General features: G+C 72.2%; 10 protein-coding genes. 5 read left to right on the top strand and 5 right to left on the bottom strand.

What is annotated here, in order from left to right; translation table 11 throughout:
• Both ACFYP3_RS18710 and ACFYP3_RS18705 read right to left on the bottom strand, forming a co-directional pair.
• On the bottom strand, nucleotides 1-6,335 hold a 6,335-nt coding region (locus ACFYP3_RS18710; protein ID WP_388833388.1), incomplete at its 3' end, for an acyltransferase domain-containing protein.
• A gap of 109 nt (nucleotides 6,336-6,444) precedes the next feature.
• The gene (locus tag ACFYP3_RS18705; RefSeq protein ID WP_388833386.1) at nucleotides 6,445-7,635 is read right to left on the bottom strand and encodes a cytochrome P450; all 1,191 of its coding nucleotides are present in this window, start codon (nucleotides 7,633-7,635) and stop codon (nucleotides 6,445-6,447) included.
• 490 nt (nucleotides 7,636-8,125) lie between these two features.
• Between ACFYP3_RS18705 and ACFYP3_RS18700 the strand changes: the two genes are divergently transcribed.
• Nucleotides 8,126-8,923 (top strand): LmbU family transcriptional regulator, encoded by a 798-nt coding sequence (locus ACFYP3_RS18700; RefSeq protein WP_388833384.1) that lies wholly within the window; start codon nucleotides 8,126-8,128, stop codon nucleotides 8,921-8,923.
• A gap of 78 nt (nucleotides 8,924-9,001) precedes the next feature.
• Here ACFYP3_RS18700 and ACFYP3_RS18695 read toward each other — a convergent pair whose 3' ends face one another.
• Nucleotides 9,002-9,649 carry an FMN-binding negative transcriptional regulator gene (locus tag ACFYP3_RS18695; RefSeq protein WP_388833381.1) on the bottom strand — a complete coding sequence of 216 codons (648 nt, stop codon included), beginning with the start codon at nucleotides 9,647-9,649 and terminating at the stop codon, nucleotides 9,002-9,004.
• A gap of 235 nt (nucleotides 9,650-9,884) precedes the next feature.
• Between ACFYP3_RS18695 and ACFYP3_RS18690 the strand changes: the two genes are divergently transcribed.
• On the top strand, nucleotides 9,885-11,243 hold the full coding sequence (locus ACFYP3_RS18690; RefSeq protein ID WP_388833378.1) for a lysine N(6)-hydroxylase/L-ornithine N(5)-oxygenase family protein: 1,359 nt from the start codon (nucleotides 9,885-9,887) through the stop codon (nucleotides 11,241-11,243).
• Nucleotides 11,244-11,353: 110 nt separating this feature from the next.
• On the opposite strand, the gene ACFYP3_RS18685 is transcribed toward ACFYP3_RS18690, so the two are convergent.
• Nucleotides 11,354-11,590, bottom strand: a complete 237-nt coding sequence (locus tag ACFYP3_RS18685; RefSeq protein ID WP_388833375.1) for an MbtH family protein — start codon at nucleotides 11,588-11,590, stop codon at nucleotides 11,354-11,356.
• A 417-nt stretch (nucleotides 11,591-12,007) separates the two neighbouring features.
• On the opposite strand from ACFYP3_RS18685, the gene argB reads away from it, so the two are divergent.
• Both argB and ACFYP3_RS18675 read left to right on the top strand, forming a co-directional pair.
• On the top strand, nucleotides 12,008-12,916 hold the full coding sequence (gene argB / locus ACFYP3_RS18680) for an acetylglutamate kinase (RefSeq protein ID WP_388833374.1): 909 nt from the start codon (nucleotides 12,008-12,010) through the stop codon (nucleotides 12,914-12,916).
• Nucleotides 12,917-13,413: 497 nt separating this feature from the next.
• Entirely contained in the window at nucleotides 13,414-15,663 is a 2,250-nt protein-coding gene (locus tag ACFYP3_RS18675) for an MMPL family transporter (RefSeq protein ID WP_388833371.1), read from the top strand.
• An 87-nt stretch (nucleotides 15,664-15,750) separates the two neighbouring features.
• Here the strand turns inward: ACFYP3_RS18675 and ACFYP3_RS18670 are convergent, their stop codons facing one another.
• Entirely contained in the window at nucleotides 15,751-16,209 is a 459-nt protein-coding gene (locus ACFYP3_RS18670) for an Lrp/AsnC family transcriptional regulator (RefSeq protein WP_388833369.1), read from the bottom strand.
• Between the two features lie 140 nt (nucleotides 16,210-16,349).
• Here ACFYP3_RS18670 and ACFYP3_RS18665 point away from each other — a divergent pair, with 140 nt between their 5' ends.
• The gene (locus tag ACFYP3_RS18665) at nucleotides 16,350-17,351 is read left to right on the top strand and encodes an asparaginase (RefSeq protein ID WP_388833366.1); all 1,002 of its coding nucleotides are present in this window, start codon (nucleotides 16,350-16,352) and stop codon (nucleotides 17,349-17,351) included.
• Nucleotides 17,352-17,421 lie beyond the last annotated feature (70 nt).

Genomic DNA, 17,421 nt, shown 5'->3' with positions numbered 1-17,421 from the left:
TGGGTGAGGAGGAGGATGCGGGTGGAGTCGAGGGTGGTGTCGGTGAGGAGTTCCTGGAGGGTGGCCAGGGTCCCCTGAACCGCCGCATGCACCTCGGTGTGTGCCTCTGACAGGGCGATGAACGAAGGCAGTTGGGCGCCGTCCCCCAGGGCGGTCCGCAGTTCGGCGACGTCCGCGTACGTGTCGCCGGAGACGGCCGCGGCCAGACCGTGCGGGTCCGAGCCCAGCACGGCCCACAGCCCGGCCGCGGTCTCCGCGGGCGCCTGCGGCAGGGGCTTCCAGCCCAGCCGGTGCAGCCCGGAGTGCCGGCCCGCGCTCGTGGCCGCCCGGAGGTCGCCCGCCGGGCGCAGGGTGAGGGAGTCGACCGTGATGACGGGCTGTCCGTCAGGGTCGGTGGCCGTCAGCGAGGCGCTGTCGGCGCCGGTGGGAATCACGTGCACCCGCAGCGCGGTCGCCCCCGTCGCGTGCAGGGTGACCCCGTTGAAGGAGAACGGGATGGTCAGCTCGGTGCCGTCACCGAGCAGCACGGCGTGCAGGGCCGCGTCAAGGAGCGCCGGGTGGATGGCGAAGGCGGTGGCGTCGGCGTGCTGCTCCTCGGGGAGGGAGACCTCCGCGAACCGTTCCCCGCCCGACTGCCACACCCGGCCGAGGCCCTGGAAGACCGGCCCGTACTCGTACCCGCGGTCCGCGAGCCGGTCGTAGGTGTCCTCACGGGTGACGGACCGCGCGCCCTCCGGCGGCCACGTCCGCACGGCGGCGGGCGCCGGGTGGTCGCCGCTGGCCAGCAGACCCGACGCGTGCCGGGTCCACTCCTCCTCCGCCGCGCCCTCGGGGCGCGAGTGGACGGTGACGGAGCGGGTGCCCGACTCCTCGGCGGGCCCGAGGGCGACCTGGAGGTGGATGCCGCCTTCCTCGGGGACGAGCAGCGGTGCCTCCAGGACGAGCTCCCGGAGCTGGTCGTAGCCGAAGCGGTCGCCCGCGGAGACGGCCATGTCGACGAGGGCGGTGCCGGGCAGCAGGACCGTACCGACGACCGCGTGGTCGACGACCCACGGGTGCGTGCGGCGGGAGACGCGGCCCGTGAACAACACGCCCTCGCGGTCGGCGAGGCTGGTCATCGCGCCCAGCAACGGGTGCTCGGCGGAGGCGAGGCCGAGACCCGCCGGGTCCTCCGCCGTGACCGGGGTGTCGAGCCAGAACCGGCTCCGCTGGAAGGCGTACGTCGGCACCTGCACCCGCCGGGCGTCCGTGGCGTCGAACACGGCCGACCAGTCGACGCGGACCCCGTGGCAGTGGGCCTCGCCGAGCGCGAGCAGCAGCCGCGCGGCCTCGTCCTCGTCACGGCGCAGGGTGCCCAGGGCGATGCCCCGCGCGCCGGCCTCGTCGAGAGCCGCCTGGACGCCGATGGTGAGCACCGGGTGCGGGCTGACCTCGATGAAGGTGTGGTGGCCGGCGGCGAGCAGCTCGCCGACCGCCTGCTCGAACTGCACCGTCTCGCGCAGGTTCTGGTACCAGTACCCGGCGCCCATCAGGCCGGTGTCGTCCAGCAGTGCGCCGGTCAGCGAGGAGTAGACCGGGACCCGGCCGGGGTGCGCCTCGATTCCGTCGAGGATCCGCGCCAACTCGCCTTCGAGCTCCTCGACATGGGCCGAGTGGGAGGCGTAGTCCACGTCGACGAGACGGGCCCGCGCCCCCTCCTCCTTGGCCTGGGCGAGGAACTCGGCGAGGGCCTGCGGATCGCCGGAGACCACGGTCTGCGAGGGGCCGTTGACCGCGGCGACCGAGATCCGGCCCTCCCAGGCGCCGATCCGCTCCCGCACCCATGCGGCGGGCTGGGCCACGGACATCATGCCGCCCCGGCCCGACAGCACGGTCAGCGCGCGGCTGCGCAGCGCCACCACCCGGGCCGCGTCCTCGACGCTGAGCACGCCCGCCACACAGGCCGCGGCGATCTCGCCCTGCGAGTGGCCGACGACCGCGGCCGGTTCGACGCCCACCGAGCGCCAGACCTCGGCCAGGGACACCATCACGGACCACAGCACGGGCTGGACGACGTCCACCCGCTCGAAGCCCGGAGCGCCCTCGACGCCGCGTACGACGTCGAGGAGCGACCAGTCCACGAGCGGCTCCAGGGCCGCCGCGCACTCGGCCATCCGGCGGGCGAACACCGGGGAGGACTCCAGCAGACCGGCCGCCATGCCCACCCACTGCGCGCCCTGACCGGGGAAGACGAACACGGGACGGGCCGCGGGCCGGCTCTGCCCGGTGACCAGGCCGCGGTCCGTGGCGCCGTCGGCCAGGGCCCGCAGGCCCTGCTCCAGGCCCGCGAGGTCCTCGGCGACGACGGTGGCCCGCCGGTCGAAGTGGGCGCGGCCGACGGCGAGGGAGCAGCCGATGTCCACGAGGCGGTCCCCCGGGTGGTCCCGGAGGTGGTCGAGCAGCTTGCCCGCCTGGGCCCGCAGCGCCTGGTCGCCCTTGGCGGACAGGAGGAAGGGGACGGGCGCGGGCGCCTGCGCCGTGGCCGGCCCGGGCGTGGCCGGCCCGGCCACGGCGGGCGCGGGCTCGGCGGCCTGCTCCAGGACGAGGTGGGCGTTGGTGCCGCTGACACCGAAGGAGGAGACACCGGCCCGGCGCGGCCGGTCGGTCTGCGGCCACGGGGTGGCCTCGGTGAGCAGCGAGACCCCGCCGCCGGTCCAGTCCACGTGCGAGGTCGGGGCGTCGACGTGGAGGGTGCGCGGCAGCAGGCCGTTGCGGATCGCCATGACCATCTTGATGACGCCGCCCGCGCCCGCGGCGGCCTGGGTGTGCCCGATGTTCGACTTGAGGGAGCCGAGGAACAGCGGGCGGTCGGCCGCGCGGCCCTGACCGTAGGTGGCGAGCAGGGCCTGCGCCTCGATGGGGTCGCCGAGCCGGGTGCCCGTACCGTGCGCCTCGACGGCGTCGACGTCGGCGGCGGACAGCCCGGAGGCGGCGAGGGCCTCGCGGATCACACGTTCCTGGGAGGGGCCGTTGGGGGCGCTGAGCCCGTTGCTCGCGCCGTCCTGGTTGACGGCCGATCCGCGGATGACCGCGAGGACCTCGTGGCCGTTGCGGCGGGCGTCGGAGAGCCGCTCCAGGAGCAGCATGCCGACGCCCTCGCCCCAGCCGGTGCCGTCCGCCGCCTCCGCGAAGGACTTGCAGCGCCCGTCGACGGACAGGCCGCGCTGGCGGCTGAACTCCACGAACATGCCGGGGGTCGCCATCACCGTCACACCACCGGCGAGGGCCAGTTCGCACTCGCCGGCCCGCAGCGCCTGCGCCGCCATGTGCAGGGCCACCAGCGAGGCCGAGCACGCGGTGTCGACGGTGACGGCGGGACCCTCCAGGCCCAGGGTGTAGGAGGCACGTCCGGAGACCACGCTCGTGTAGGTGCCGGTCAGCAGGTACCCGCCGACGCCCTCGCCCGCCTCGTGCAGGCGCGGGCCGTAGTCCTGCGCCATGGCGCCGACGTACACACCGGTGCCGCTGCCGCGCAGTGCGGCGGGATCGATCCCGGCCCGCTCCACGGCCTCCCACACGGTCTCCAGCACCATGCGCTGCTGCGGGTCCATGGCGGTGGCCTCGCGCGGGCTGATCCCGAAGAACTCGGCGTCGAACTGGTCGACGTCGTGCAGGAACCCGCCCTGCCGGGTGTACGAGCGGCCCGCGCGGTCGGGGTCGCCGTCGAAGAGGGTCTCCAGCGCCCAGCCGCGGTTGCCGGGGAACTCGGTGACGGCGTCCCGCTCCTCCACCAGGAGCCGCCACAGGTCCTCCGGGGAGGCCACGCCGCCCGGGAAGCGGCAGGCCATGGAGACGATGGCGATGGGCTCGTCGGAGCCGGTAACCCGGCGCGCGACCGCGCGGGTCACGGGCTCGTGCGCGGTGACGACGCCCGAGAGCTCGGCGAGCCGCGCGACCAGCTTCTCGGGCGTGGGCCGGTCGAAGAGGAGGGTGGTCGCCAGCTTCAGCCCGGTGGCGGCGGCGAGCCGGTTGCGCAGTTCCACGGCGGTCGCCGAGTCGAAGCCGAGTTCCTGGAAGGAACGGGTGGGGTCGATGTCCGCGCCCTTGCCGCGGCCGAGGACGAGGGCTACCTCGGAGAGCACCAGATCCATCAGGAACCTGGTCGTCCGCTCGGGGTCCCCGCCGGTTCCGAAGGGGTCGGCGGCCGGCGCATCCGGGACGCTCTGCCGGAAGGGGTACGTGGGCAGGGAGACGATCGCGGCGTCCGCCGGGAAGACGGGGCTCCAGTCCACGGGGGCGCCGTGCGCGTAGGCCTGCGCCACGGAGGACAGGAAGCGGTGCGGCCCGTCCGCGCCGCGGCGCAGCGAACCGACGACGAGCGCCGTGGAGTCGGTGGTCTCCAGGATCTGCTCGACGGGCAGGGTCATCACCGGGTGGGGGCTGATCTCGACGAAGAGGTCGTGGTCGGTGACGCGGCGGATCGAGTCCTCGAACAGCACGGGCTCGCGCAGGCTGCGGAACCAGTACGAGGCGTCCAGCGAGCGGGTGTCCAGCAGGGCGCCGGTCAGCGCGGAATAGAAGGGGATGTTCCCCTTCCGGGGTCGCAGGGGGGCCAGGACGGTGAGCAGCTCCTCGTGGATCTCGTCCATGTGCGCGCAGTGCGGCGCGTAGTCGATGGCGACCCGCCGGGCCCGCACCCCCTCCGCGGTGAACTCCTCCTGGAGGCGCTCGATGGCGTCGATGTCACCGGCGACGGCGATGGACCGCGGCCCGTTGATGCCCGCGACGGCCAGCTTCCCGCCCCACGGCTCCAGTCTCGCCCGCACCTCGTCCAGGGGCAGCAGCACCGAGAGCATGGAGCCCCGGCCCGCGAGCCGGGCCTGCGCCTTGCCCCACAGCGCAGCGGCGCGGGCGCCGTCCTCCAGGGTCAGCCCGCCCGCGACGACGGCCGCGGCGAGCTCGCCGATGCTGTGCCCGACGACCGCGGCGGGCTCGATGCCGAAGGAGCGCCACAGGGCGGCGAGGCCGAGCGCGGTCGCGAACAGGGCGGGCTGGATGACGTCGATACGGTCCAGCGCGGGCGCGCCGGGCACCTCGCGCAGGACGTCCTCCAGCGACCAGTCGACGTACGGGGTGAGCGCCTCGGCGGTGGCCCGGATGACGGCCAGGAAGACGTCCGAGGTGTCGAGCAGGTCGGCGGTCATGCCGGGCCACTGCGAACCGTGGCCGGGGAAGACGAAGACGGCCCGCTCGCGCGCCGCGGCCGTGCCGCTCACCCGGCCGGAGCCGCGGCGGCCCTCGGCGAGCGCCGCCAGTTCCCCGGCGAACTCCGCCTCGGTGCCGGCGAGCAGGACCGAGCGGTGGGCGAACGCGGTGCGCGACACCGCCAGGGAGCGGCCGATGTCGGCGAGGCCGGGGCGTGCGGTGGCCGCGGTGCCCGCTGCGCCCCCGACGCCCGTGGTGCTCGCCGTGAGGTGGGCCAGGAGCCGTCCGGCCTGCGCGCGTTCGGCGGCGGCGTCGGCTCCGGAGAGGACCCACGGCAGTGCGCCGCCCCGGAAGGCGGCCGGCGCGGTGGACGGTTCCCGCTCGGTACGGGGCGCCCCGGCGACCTCCACCGACCAGGCCGTGCCGTCGGCGTCGACGGCGGAGACGGCCACCGGCTGCCCGGTGGCCGTGGGGGAGGCGGGGGAGCGCAGGGCCTCGACGAGCCCGGTGGTACCGGCGCTGTCCGTGGGCCCGCCCGCGGCGGGCCCGGCGGCCGGCCCGGTGCCGTGCAGGACCCCGCGCACGCGGTCGCCGTCGGCCAGGGCCCGCGCCAGGGGCTTGAGTACGACAACGGCCCCGCCCGCGGGTCCGGCGTCGAGACCGCCCGCGAGCGCGATCCCGCACTCGCCGGCGCGCAGGCTCTCGCACGCCAGGTGCACCGCCGCCAGGGTGGAGGCGGCGCCGCCGGTCACGGTCCGGCCCGGTCCGCTCAGACCCAGTACGGTACGGACGCCCTCGGCGCCGTCCGCGTAGGGGGCTCCGTCCACGCCCGGATCCGCGCCCGGATCCGCGGCCCGGTCGGGGCCGGGCGCGCCGAGGAAGACGCCCGTGCGGGTGCCGCGCAGCGACCCGGGCACGATCCCGGCCTCCTCCAGGGCCTCCCAGCCCAGTTCCAGCAGGAGCCGCTGCCCCGGGTCCGTCGACGCGGCCGCGTCCGGCGCGACGCCGAAGACGTCCGCGTCGAAGGCCTCGCAGTCGCCGGAGTGCGCGCCCGTGGGGCGACAGGTCAGCCCGATGACGGCAACGGGCTCCCCGGCATTCCCGGCGTCCCCGACGGGCTCGGCATCGCGGCGGGTGGTCTCGACAGACATGCGGATCCTCACTCCAAGTCCAAAGGTGTTCCAGGGAGCAGCACTTGAGGGGGGACGCCCGGAACACCCGGGGGGCGACCCGCCTGTACGACCGGCCTGCGCGGAGCGGCTACCACTCCACCCGCAGCCGGGACAGCCCGCGCGTGCCGAGGCCGTCCTTCCAGACCACGGCGTCGGGGCCGGGAGCCAGGCGGAGGGTGGGGAACCTCCGCACCAGGCGCTCCAGGACGATCTGCAACTGGAGCCGGGCCAGCGGCGCGCCGAGACAGCGGTGCACCCCGTGACCGAACGTCAGGTGCGCGGCGTCGTGCCCCTGCGGATCCATCAGTTCGGGCTCCGCGAACGTCTTGCCGTCACGGTTGCCGTGCAGGAGGGAGATGATGACGCCCTCCCCGGCCTGGACCGTGACGCTGCCGAGCGGCACCGGCTCCACCGCGACGCGCGGGAAGCTGATGGGGGTGGAAGGCGTCAGCCGCAGCAGTTCCTCGACCGTGGGGGCCAGCCGCTCGGGCTGCTCGCACAGCTCCCCGTACGCGCCGGGATCGCTGAGCAGGGCGTGCGCCGAGGTGCCGAGCTGCCCGACGACGGTCTCGTAGCCGGCCATCAGGAGGGTCAGCCCCATGGTGAGGAGTTCGCCCATGGACAGGTCGCCCTGCTCGTGCGCACCGATCATGGAGGTGAGCAGGTCGTCCTCCGGGCGGCGCCGCTTGCGGTCGATCAAGTCCGCCATGTAGTCGATGAGTTCGAGTCGGCGGCGGGCCTTCTCCTGCGGGGTGCTGGCGGAGATGTCGAAGAGCACCTCGACCCAGTCGCGGAACCGGGTGCTGTCCTCGGGCGGAACGCCCAGCAGCGAGCACAGGACGGCCAGCGGCAGGGGCGCCGCGAGCGCCTCGATCAGGTCGGTCCCCGGACCCGACGCGGCCATGGCGTCGAGGTGGCGGTCGGCGAGCTCCTCGACGGCCGGGGCCATCGCGCTGGTCCGGCCGGTGGTGAACGCCCGGGTGACCACGCGCCGCAGCCTGGAGTGGTCGGCTCCGTCCATGCTCATCATCGAATTCGGCACGGGCTGGGCGTCGTTGAGCTTCGGGGCGTGCGGCGCGACGGCCTCCGCCCGGCTGAACCGCTTGTCCGTCAGGACCTTGCGGGCCAGCGCGTAGTCGCACACCAGCCACATCTTGTCCCCGGCGGGCGTGAAGAACGGGACGACGTCGATGCCGTCCGGGACCTGCCCCTCCCCGGCCACGTACTGCCCAAGGAACTCCGGAAGCGGGCCCAGCGGGCCGGCGCTGCGGTGCTTCATGCGTGTCCTCCCCGTTGTGTTCGGCTGTCAGGTGATCGGAAGCCGGTGCCCGGCCCCGCGCTGCGTCATTTCCGATCCTCCTGCTCCTGCTGAATTGACTGGACGAGCTGAATGGGGGAGGCGCGGTGCGGGCGCGTGGAAAGAAGGAGAAAAGACCGCCCGCTTTTACCTCTGATGCCTCGCGTGATGCCTCGCGAACAAGCCGGGCCGGCGGCGACGGGAATTCCGACGTGCCGCAGCGGAGAAACTCTGGCCGAGAATGAACATACCCTCCGCCGGGGAGGCGGAGAACAGAAAGTCGCCGACAACGGCCGACGGCTGTTCAATTGTTCGACGAGCTCCGTGACGCTGTCCTGTCGACGGGACGTCCCTCGGGGTCCGCGCCGGCGGGAGGGGTCGGCGGGACGGCTCGGCCTCCGGCCGCTTTGGCCTGCCTTTAGCACGGGCTGGGAGCCTCCACACCTGTTCTGTGGACCCTTCACATGGAGGCATGATGGCGATTCAGGCCAGCGACATCGAGGGATCGAGAATCGGGCAGATCCGTACGAGCCCCGACCAGATCCGTACGAGCCCCGACCTGGCGCCGAGGCAGCGGCGGGCCATGGGTGAGGATCCGCGCGGTGGTCAGGTGCTGACCACGAAGGTGGGCCTGCAGATGCCGGCGGGGATGTCCTTCGACGACTGGGAGAAGGCCGGCCGCCAGCTGTCCGGAATCGTCGATTCCTCCTCGTGGTGGCTGGGGGACTGGCTCGTGTACGGCAAGGACCACTACACCGACCGCTACCAGCGCGGCATCCGGGCGGCCGGGCTGCAGTACCAGACCCTGCGCAACTACGCCTGGGTCTCCCGCCGGTTCGACTTCAGCCGGCGGCGCGGCGCCCTCAGCTTCCAGCACCACGCCGAGCTGGCCTCCCTGCCGCACGACGAGCAGGAGGCCTGGCTGGACCGGGCCGAGCAGCGGAAGTGGACCACCAAGCAGCTGCGCAGCGCCATCCGCGCCGCGCGCGAGGACGAGGCCCAGGTCAGGACGCCCGCCGAGCCGACGCGGCGGCTCGAGGTGCCCGGCAGTCGGCTCCAGTGGTGGCACAAGGCCGCGGAGCAGGCGGGCGTCGACTTCGAGCGCTGGGTGCTGGTCACCCTGGACAGCGCGGCCAAGGAGGCCCTGGACGCCCTGGAAGCCCTGGAGGAACTCGACAGGCTGGAGGACGACCATGGGCCCGCGGAGCGCGAAGGGGCGGCGGAACCCGGCGGACCGGCGCCCTCCGGCCGGCCGGCCATCACCGCCTGACCGCTTCGGCGGTGCGCGTCCCAGGGCCCGCACTCCCTCGGGAGTGTGGGCCCTGAAGGCTGGGGCCGGCCTGGCCGGTCAGGGCAACTGGCGCATCAGGTCGGCGGTGTCGCGCTGCCGGGTGCACGGGCTGTGCGTGAACGAGTCCAGTACGCGGCCGCGGACCTCGGAGGGCTGTTCCTGGCTGAGCTTGAACATGCCCTCGGCCCCCGAGACGACGACCCGGAAGGCGCCGACGGCGGGCACGATCTGCCGGAAGTAGCCGAGGGAGTCGGACATGTCCCAGCCGGTGCCGAACTTCGACTCCTCGAAGGCGCGCACGGTCGACTGCACGACCCCCATCGTCTCCTCGATCGAGTCGATCTTCTCCACCACACCGCGCACGTGCACCGAGGTGAAATTCCACGTCGGGGCGGCCGGCGACTTCTCGTACACCGTGGGCGAGACGTAGGAGTGCGGGCCGGTGAAGGTCAACAGGACGAGGCTTCCGGATTCCAGCGCCGCCCAGTGCGGATTGGCCCTGTTCATATGGCCGAGCAGAATGCCGCCGGACAGGTCGTCCGACCATTCCTCATTCGCCTGCGGGTCCGCGATGACCGGCAGGTGCGTGGCGAAGGGGCCGTCTTCAGGCGTCCCGTTGGTCACCGCCATGGCCAGTGGATTGTCTCGTATCAGATCGGTCATCCACGAACCGTCCGGTTCGCGATAGTTACTCGGGACGAACATCCGGAATTCAGCCTTTCGGTCGGCGCGATGCGCGAGGACATGGAAATCCGGACCGACCATACCGCTGTCCCGTCGGCCGGACAGTGGCATTCGGTATCCGGCCCGCACCGGGGCCGCCGGGATCGTCTTCTTGACGTCTTCAGGTTGGCGCCGGGCCGTTCTCCGGCGCAATACTGAACAGAGGTCTCCCGGATCACCGGTCGAGATTCCAAAGACGCTAGCGGGAGAATTGTCTATGGGTACAACGGGTACGCATAACCACGAGATATACGACGTGGTCGGCATCGGCTTCGGCCCGTCGAACCTGTCGCTCGCGATCGCTCTGGAAGAGCACCGGGCCAATGTTCCGGAGCACCCGGTCAAGGCCGCGTTCTTCGAGCGGCAGGCCGCCTTCGGCTGGCACCGCAACATGCTGTTGCCGTCGACGACGATGCAGATCTCGTTCCTGAAGGACCTGGCCACCTTCCGCAATCCGGTGTCCCGGTTCAGCTTCGTGTCGTATCTGCACGCCGCGGGCCGGCTGGTCCAGTTCGTGAACAACCAGGACTTCTTCCCGACCCGGCAGGAATTCCACCAGTACCTGGAATGGGCCGCGTCGGGACTTTCCGACCGCGTCTCCTACGGGTCCGAGGTCACCGCGATCCGGCCCGCGCAGGACAGCGGCTCCGGGACCCCCGAGCACCTGCGGCTCGAGGTCCGCGACGCGGCCGGCGGTCTCCGCCACGTCCGCGCGCGCAACGTGACCATCTCGACGGGCCTCGTGCCGCGCATGCCGGCCGGGGTCGCGCGCGACGAGCGGGTGTGGCACAGCTCCGAGTTCCTGGAGCGGTTCCACGGCCTCGACCCCGAGGGGCTGAGGAGCGTGGCGGTGGTCGGCGCCGGCCAGAGCGCGGCCGAGATCACCAGGTTCCTGTACGACAAGCTGCCGCACGCGCGCGTCTCGGCGGTCATCCCGTCCTACGGGTACTCCGTCGCGGACGACACGCCCTTCGCCAACCAGGTGTTCGACCCCGCCGCGGTCGACGAGTACTACTTCGGCACCGACCAGGCGCGGGAGGCCTTCTGGCACTACCACCGGAACACGAACTACTCGGTGGTCGACGACGAGGTGATCCGCGACCTGCACCAGCGCTCGTACGAGGAGGAGGTGCGCGGCAGGAAGCGGTTGCACTTCCTCAACCTCACCCGGGTTGCGGAGGTCACCCGGGCCGGCAGCGACACGCGGATCACCCTGAACTCACTGCTCGACAGCGAGCCCCAGGAGCTGCACGTCGACGCACTCGTCTTCGCCACCGGCTACGAGGGCATGGACCCGGCCCGCCTGCTCGGCGACTTCGACCGCCACTTCCTGCGGGACGTGAACGGACGCCACCGGGTGGAGCGCGACTACCGGCTCGTCACCGCGACCGGACCGTCCTGCGGGATCTACCTCCAGGGCGGCACCGAGCACACCCACGGGCTGTCCTCGTCCCTGCTGTCGAACATCGCGGTGCGCAGCGGCGAGATCGCCGACTCCATCGTGCTGCGGCGGGCCGAGCAGGAGCAGGCCGGGGTCCGTGCCGTCGAGGTCGCGGGCGCGGCCGGCCGGGCCTGACCCCGCGTTCCTCCCCGCCACGCCGAAGGGTGGGCCCCGGTGCTGTTCGTGCAGCACCGGGGCCCACCCTTCGTACGTCTTCGGCCATTCCGTGGAATGCCGCATTCACCTCACGCGGCGCCGGCGGAAACCGGGTCGGAGGCCATCGCGTCGCGCAGGCTCTTCGGACGGAGGTCGGTCCAGTTCGCCTCGACGTGCTCCAGGCACTGCTGGCGGCTTTCCTCGCCGAATACGATGCGCCAGCCGGCCGGGATCTCGGCGAACGAAGGCCACAGCGAGTGCTGCTCCTCGTCGTTGGCCAAGACGTAGAACCGGCCCTCGGCGTCGTCGAACGGGTTGCTGCTCATGAATGCACTCCAATTCAAGCCGTTCACGGCTCGTTTCCCGGCCGGGAAACGGACCGTCATCCGTTAGTGGGGATGGAGTTGGCGAGACCGCCATGCCCGATCATGGCACCTTTCGGGCGCCCCGTGGAGACCGGTGTGCCCATGAAGCGCTCCACCGGTCGTCGATGTTCTTCCCCCGCTGTCCTGTTGACGGGACAGCGGTAACACATTGCCCTGAATCTTCGCCGTTCTGCACCGAGTTCCGCGGAATGGGCTTCCGGTGGGCCATTCCACCGCGCGATGCTGGACCGGTGACCGCGGCCCCGGCCCGCGGGAATTCGTGTGGTCCGGGAGCTCTGCGTCCTCCACAGAAGGAGTTGTGCCGATGAGCGTCACCAACGCGGCCGGCGTTCTCTTCACCCCGCGCGCGAGGTTCTCATGACGACCCGTCTGCATCCCGCCCTGGCCAAGGCGCAGTCCGTGGGCGATGCGCTGCCCTGGCTGACCAGCCGTCAGGACCGGACCGTCGTCATCAAGCTGGGCGGGCACGCCATGGTCGACGAGGCGCTGACCGCCGCCTTCGCCCGCGACGTGGTCTTCCTGCGCTACGCCGGACTGAAGCCCGTGGTCGTCCACGGAGGCGGTCCGCAGATCGGCGCCGAGCTCGAACGGCGCGGCCTGGCCAGCGAGTTCAAGGCGGGGCTCAGGGTCACCTCCACGCCCGCCATGAACGTGGTCCGGATGGTGCTCGCGGGACAGGTGCAGCGCGAGCTGGTCGGGCTGATCAACGCGTACGGTCCGCTCGCGGTCGGGATCACCGGTGAAGACGCGGACACGCTCACCGCGACCCGCCACGTGCCGTGGATCGACGGGGAACCGGTGGACATCGGCAGGGTCGGCGACATCTGCCGCGTGGACACCGGAGCCATCGAGGCGCTGCTGGCGGACGGTCGCATTCCGGTGGTCTCGCCCGTCGCGCGCAGCGCGGAGGACGGCCACGTCTACAACGTCAACGCCGACACCGTGGCCGCGGCGCTCGCGACCGCGCTGGGCGCGCAGGAACTGATCATGCTCACCGACGTCGAGGGCCTGTACGCGGGCTGGCCGCTCAGCGACGAGGTCATCGACCGGCTCACCGCCCGCGAACTGGAGAAGCTGCTGCCGGAACTCGCCGACGGCATGGTCCCCAAGATGACCGGCTGCCTGCACGCGGTGCGGGGCGGCGTCGAGATGGCGCGGGTGATCGACGGGCGGGTCCCGCATGCGGTGCTGCTGGAGATGTTCGCGGACGAAGGGGTCGGCACGGTGATCGTGCCGGACCTGGACGAGGCGGAGGCGTCGCTGTGAGCCGTTCTGTGGCGCCACGGTGGCGCCAGGTGGGCCGGGTCGATGCCGCCGCTGTCGGCGGGAGGGCCTGATGGGCCTCGGCCGGAACCCGAGGGCTCGAAGGGCCCTGTCCCCAGCGGGATGTGAGGTCGACTCCGGCGGTCGGGGCCCAGGTGGGCGCGGTGCGCGAGGCCGCACCGTAAGACGCGCGATCGGCTCGAACGAACGACTTCTTTCGGCCGGCATGCCGTCCTGGCTCAGATGTGGCGCGACAGTGGCGCCATGTGTGTGCCATGATGGCGTCATCGCCTCGACGGCGTGGGAAGCGTGCCGCTGAGGCCCCGCCTCTCACCACCTCGCCAGACCTCGCCACCTCGCCTTCTTCGTCTGCTCCGCTCGGTCGGTCCGTCCCGGGTCGCTGAGCAGGGCTCCGGCGGCCGTACCGACAGGCCGTCCGCCCCCACCGGAAACACCCGCCGCCGCTCGCGGTACCGATTCAAACAGGAGTTCTTTTCGCTATGGCCACCTTCCTTTACAAAGTGGGCCGATTCGCCTTCAGGCGACGAGGCCTGGTGACACTGCTGTGGCTCGCCGTCGTCGTCGGGGCCGGTTTCGCGGCCTCCGTCGCTCCGCCGCCGCCCACCGACACGTTCTCGATGCCGGGTACGGAGTCGCAGAAGGCCTTCGACCTGCTGAAGGAGAAGTTCCCGGCCATGAGCGTGGACGGCGCGACCGCCCGCGTGGTGGTCCGTGCCCCCGCCGGCGAGAAGCTCACCGATCCGGCCCACAAGGCCAAGGTCGAGAGCCTGGTCGGCGCGCTCGCCAAGGCGCCCGACGTCGTCTCGGCCTCCGACCCCTTCAAGACCAACACCGTCAGCCAGGACGGCACCACCGCCTACGCCGTGGCCACGTACAGCGTCACGGCCCTCAAGGTGACCGACGAGGCGCACGACGGCCTGGACAAGGCGCTCGACGAGGGCCGGGCCACCGGCCTGACCGTCGAGGCCGGCGGTGACGCCGTCAAGGTGGACGGAGCCCCGGGCGGTGGTGCGGAAGGCATCGGCATCCTGGTCTCGGCGATCGTCCTGGTCCTCACCTTCGGCTCGATGATCGCGGCGGGCATGCCCCTGCTGACGGCCATCTTCGGCGTTGCCATCGGCGGCGCGGCCATCACCGCCCTCGGCACCACCTTCGGTCTCTCCAGCACCACGTCCACCCTGGCGCTGATGATCGGTCTGGCTGTCGGCATCGACTACGCCCTCTTCATCGTCTCCCGCTACCGCTCCGAGATGGCCGAGGGCCGCGAGCGCCAGGACGCGGCGGGACGGGCCGTCGGCACGGCCGGCTCGGCCGTCGTCTTCGCCGGTCTCACCGTCATCGTCGCCCTCGCCGGCCTCAGCGTGGTGAACATCCCGATGCTCACCAAGATGGGTCTCGCCGCCGCCGGCACGGTCGCCGTCGCCGTCCTGATCGCCACCACCTTCGTCCCGGCGCTCCTCGGCTTCGCGCCGATCAAGGTCATGCCCCGCAGGGAGCGCAGGAAGTACTACGGCAAGCCGCTCTCCGAGCGTCAGCAGCGCAAGGCCGACAAGCGGGCCGGCCGGCAGAAGTCGAACCTGGGCAGCCGCTGGGCGCGGTTCGTCGTACGCCGTCCCCTGGTCGTCCTCCTCTTCGGGGTGGTGGGCCTCGGTGTCATCGCGGTGCCCGCCGCCAGCCTGCAGCTCGGCCTGCCCGGCGAGGGCACCATGGCGCCGGACACCACCCAGCGCAAGGCGTACGACATGCTGTCCGAGTCCTTCGGGGCCGGCTTCAACGGACCGCTGATGGTCACCGTCCAGGCCAAGGACGCGGCGACCGCCGCCGCGGGTGTGGGCAAGGAGCTCGGCACCGTCGAGGGCGTCGCCACGGTGACTCCCGCGACGCCCAACGACAAGGGCGACACCGCGGTCCTCACGGTCATCCCGAAGACCGGTCCCACCGAGAGCGAGACCGAGGAACTGGTCGCGCACATCCGGGGCGTCGCCGGCACCCTCGGGACCGCCAACGGCGGCGCCGAGATCCTGGTGACCGGTCAGACCGCCCTGTTCATCGACTTCTCCCAGACCCTCGACGACGCGATGCTGCCCTACCTGGGCCTGGTCGTCGGCCTCGCCTTCCTGCTGCTGGTGCTCGTCTTCCGGTCCCTGCTCGTCCCGCTCAAGGCGGCGCTCGGCTTCCTGCTCTCCGTGAGCGCGGCCCTCGGCGCGGTCGTGGCCGTCTTCCAGTGGGGCTGGCTCGGTGACTTCTTCGGAGTCGAGCAGCCCGGCCCGATCATGAGCACCCTGCCGATCTTCATGATCGGTGTGGTCTTCGGTCTCGCGATGGACTACGAGGTCTTCCTCGTGACCCGCATGCGGGAGGCCTACGTCCACGGGGCGCAGCCCTCGGAGGCCGTGGTCACCGGATTCCGCTACGGCGGACGGGTGGTCGGCGCCGCCGCGATCATCATGGTCAGCGTCTTCTCCGGCTTCATCTTGGAGGACAACGTCTTCGTCAAGATGGTCGGCTTCAGCCTCGCCATCGCCGTCCTCTTCGACGCCTTCGTCGTCCGCATGGCGCTGGTGCCCGCCCTGTTCGCCCTGCTCGGCAGGTCGGCCTGGTGGCTGCCCCGCTGGCTCGACCGCCTGCTGCCGAACATGGACGTGGAGGGGGAGAAGCTGAACCACGTGCTCGGCGCCCCCGTCCCGGCCCAGCAGCGCCGGGAGCACGAGGTCCACATCCCCGGCTGATGACCGGCTGACCGCCCACCCCCGTACGCCGACGGCCCCCGGAGCCGTCGGCGTACGGGCGTTCGCGCCTCCTGCCGTTCACGGGTGTCAGCGGGAGTCGACGGGCAGGCCGTTCGGTTCCTTGATGCGCTTCATGATGATCTGCGAGTTGACCTCGGTGATACCGGTGAGGGCCGTCAGCTTCTCGATCCACAGCCGCTCGTACGCGCGCAGGTCCGCCACGGCGATGCGCAGCAGGCAGCCGGGGCTGCCGAAGAGGCGGTAGGCCTCGATGACGTCGGGAATGCCCTGGAGGGCGGCCTCGAAGGCCTCGACCGCCTCGCGGTCCCGGCGCACCTCGATCGAGACGAGCACCTCGAAGCCCCGGCCCACCGCCTCGGGGGAGATGACCGCGCGGTAGCCCTGGATCACGCCGTCCTGTTCCAGCTGGCGCACCCGGCGCATGCAGGGGGAGGGCGTCAGCCCCACGCGCTGGGCGAGCTCCTGGTTGCTGAGTCGGCCATCGGCCTGGAGCTCGCGCAAGATTTCCCTGTCAATCGCATCCATGACGCAATTATCACCCACGCTGTGTCACGGGCACGGGGGAAGACGCAATCACATTGCGCCTAGATCGCTCTATCATTGCTGCTTTGAGCACATATGTGCGAGTGACCATGAGTGAGATACGAGAAGGGCGGCCACGGCCAATGGGACGGATCGTCGTCATCAGCACCGGCGGAACGATAGCCAGCCGCTGGCAGGGCTCCGGCTTCGCCGCGGACGCCGACGGGAGCGAGGTCATCGCGACCGCGCCGCTGCCCGAGGGCGTCACGGTCGAGGTCGTGGACCTGTTCAGCGTGAACAGCCCCCGGCTCACCACCGCCCACCAGCTCACCCTGCTGCGCACCGTCCACGAGGTGCTCGCCGACCCCGACGTGGACGGCATCGTCGTCACGCACGGCACCGACACCCTGGAGGAGTCGGCGTTCCTCGTCGACCTCCACCACCACGACCCGCGCTCCGTCGTGTTCACCGGATCGCAGCGCCCCATGGGCACCGCCGACGGGGACGGCCCGGGCAACCTCTACGACGCGCTGCTCACCGCCGCGAACACCCGCGGCCTCGGCGTGCTGATCGCCTTCGCCGGGCGGGTCCACGCCGCGCGGGGCACGGTGAAGACCCAGGCCGTGGAGCTGGACGCGTTCGCGGACCCCTCGAAGGAACTGCTCGGGAAGATCGGCTTCGGCAAGGTCACCATCCTGCGCACCCCGCAGCGCCCGGCCCCGCTCCCCCTCCCGGCGATGCCGGAACTCCCGCCGCGCGTGGACGTCGTCGTCCACCACGCCGACGGCGACCCGCTGCTGCTGAACGCCGCCGTCGAGGCGGGCGCGCGCGGCATCGTCCTCGTCGGCACCGGCGCGGGCAACGCCACCCCGGAGATCGTGACCGCGGTCGAGGCCGCCGTCGCCCGCGGGGTGCTGGTCGCGCTGAGCACGCGGGTCATGGCCGGGCCGGTCACCGAGATCTACACGCACGGCGGTGCGGTGGACCTGGTGGCCGCCGGAGCCGTCCCGACGGGCACCCTCCGCGCCGGCCAGGCCCGCATCGCGGTCCTCTCCGCCCTGCTCGCCACCGACAACCCGGTGGAACAGACCCGCATCCTGCGCCTCGCCCTCAACGCGGCGAGCCCGATCCTGGCCGAGGTCTGACCCCGCGCCTCAAACGCCGGCGAGGCTGGTTTCCAGCCCGCACGGCGTGTGAGGGCACGGGCGCGCAGCG

The organism is Streptomyces sp. NPDC005533, assembly GCF_042871845.1.
Classification (GTDB): domain Bacteria; phylum Actinomycetota; class Actinomycetes; order Streptomycetales; family Streptomycetaceae; genus Streptomyces.
Note: the sequence above shows the minus strand (reverse complement) of the source record. Positions and strands in the feature narration are given on the sequence as shown.

Bases quoted from the DNA above. Each gene is read 5' to 3' on its own strand.
- ACFYP3_RS18705 (WP_388833386.1), bottom strand. From the start codon at position 7,635: ATGAAGCACCGCAGCGCCGGCCCGCTGGGCCCGCTTCCGGAGTTCCTT.
- ACFYP3_RS18700 (WP_388833384.1), top strand. From the start codon at position 8,126: ATGATGGCGATTCAGGCCAGCGACATCGAGGGATCGAGAATCGGGCAG.
- ACFYP3_RS18695 (WP_388833381.1), bottom strand. From the start codon at position 9,649: ATGTTCGTCCCGAGTAACTATCGCGAACCGGACGGTTCGTGGATGACC.
- ACFYP3_RS18690 (WP_388833378.1), top strand. From the start codon at position 9,885: ATGGGTACAACGGGTACGCATAACCACGAGATATACGACGTGGTCGGC.
- ACFYP3_RS18685 (WP_388833375.1), bottom strand. From the start codon at position 11,590: ATGAGCAGCAACCCGTTCGACGACGCCGAGGGCCGGTTCTACGTCTTG.
- argB (WP_388833374.1), top strand. From the start codon at position 12,008: ATGACGACCCGTCTGCATCCCGCCCTGGCCAAGGCGCAGTCCGTGGGC.
- ACFYP3_RS18675 (WP_388833371.1), top strand. From the start codon at position 13,414: ATGGCCACCTTCCTTTACAAAGTGGGCCGATTCGCCTTCAGGCGACGA.
- ACFYP3_RS18670 (WP_388833369.1), bottom strand. From the start codon at position 16,209: ATGGATGCGATTGACAGGGAAATCTTGCGCGAGCTCCAGGCCGATGGC.
- ACFYP3_RS18665 (WP_388833366.1), top strand. From the start codon at position 16,350: ATGGGACGGATCGTCGTCATCAGCACCGGCGGAACGATAGCCAGCCGC.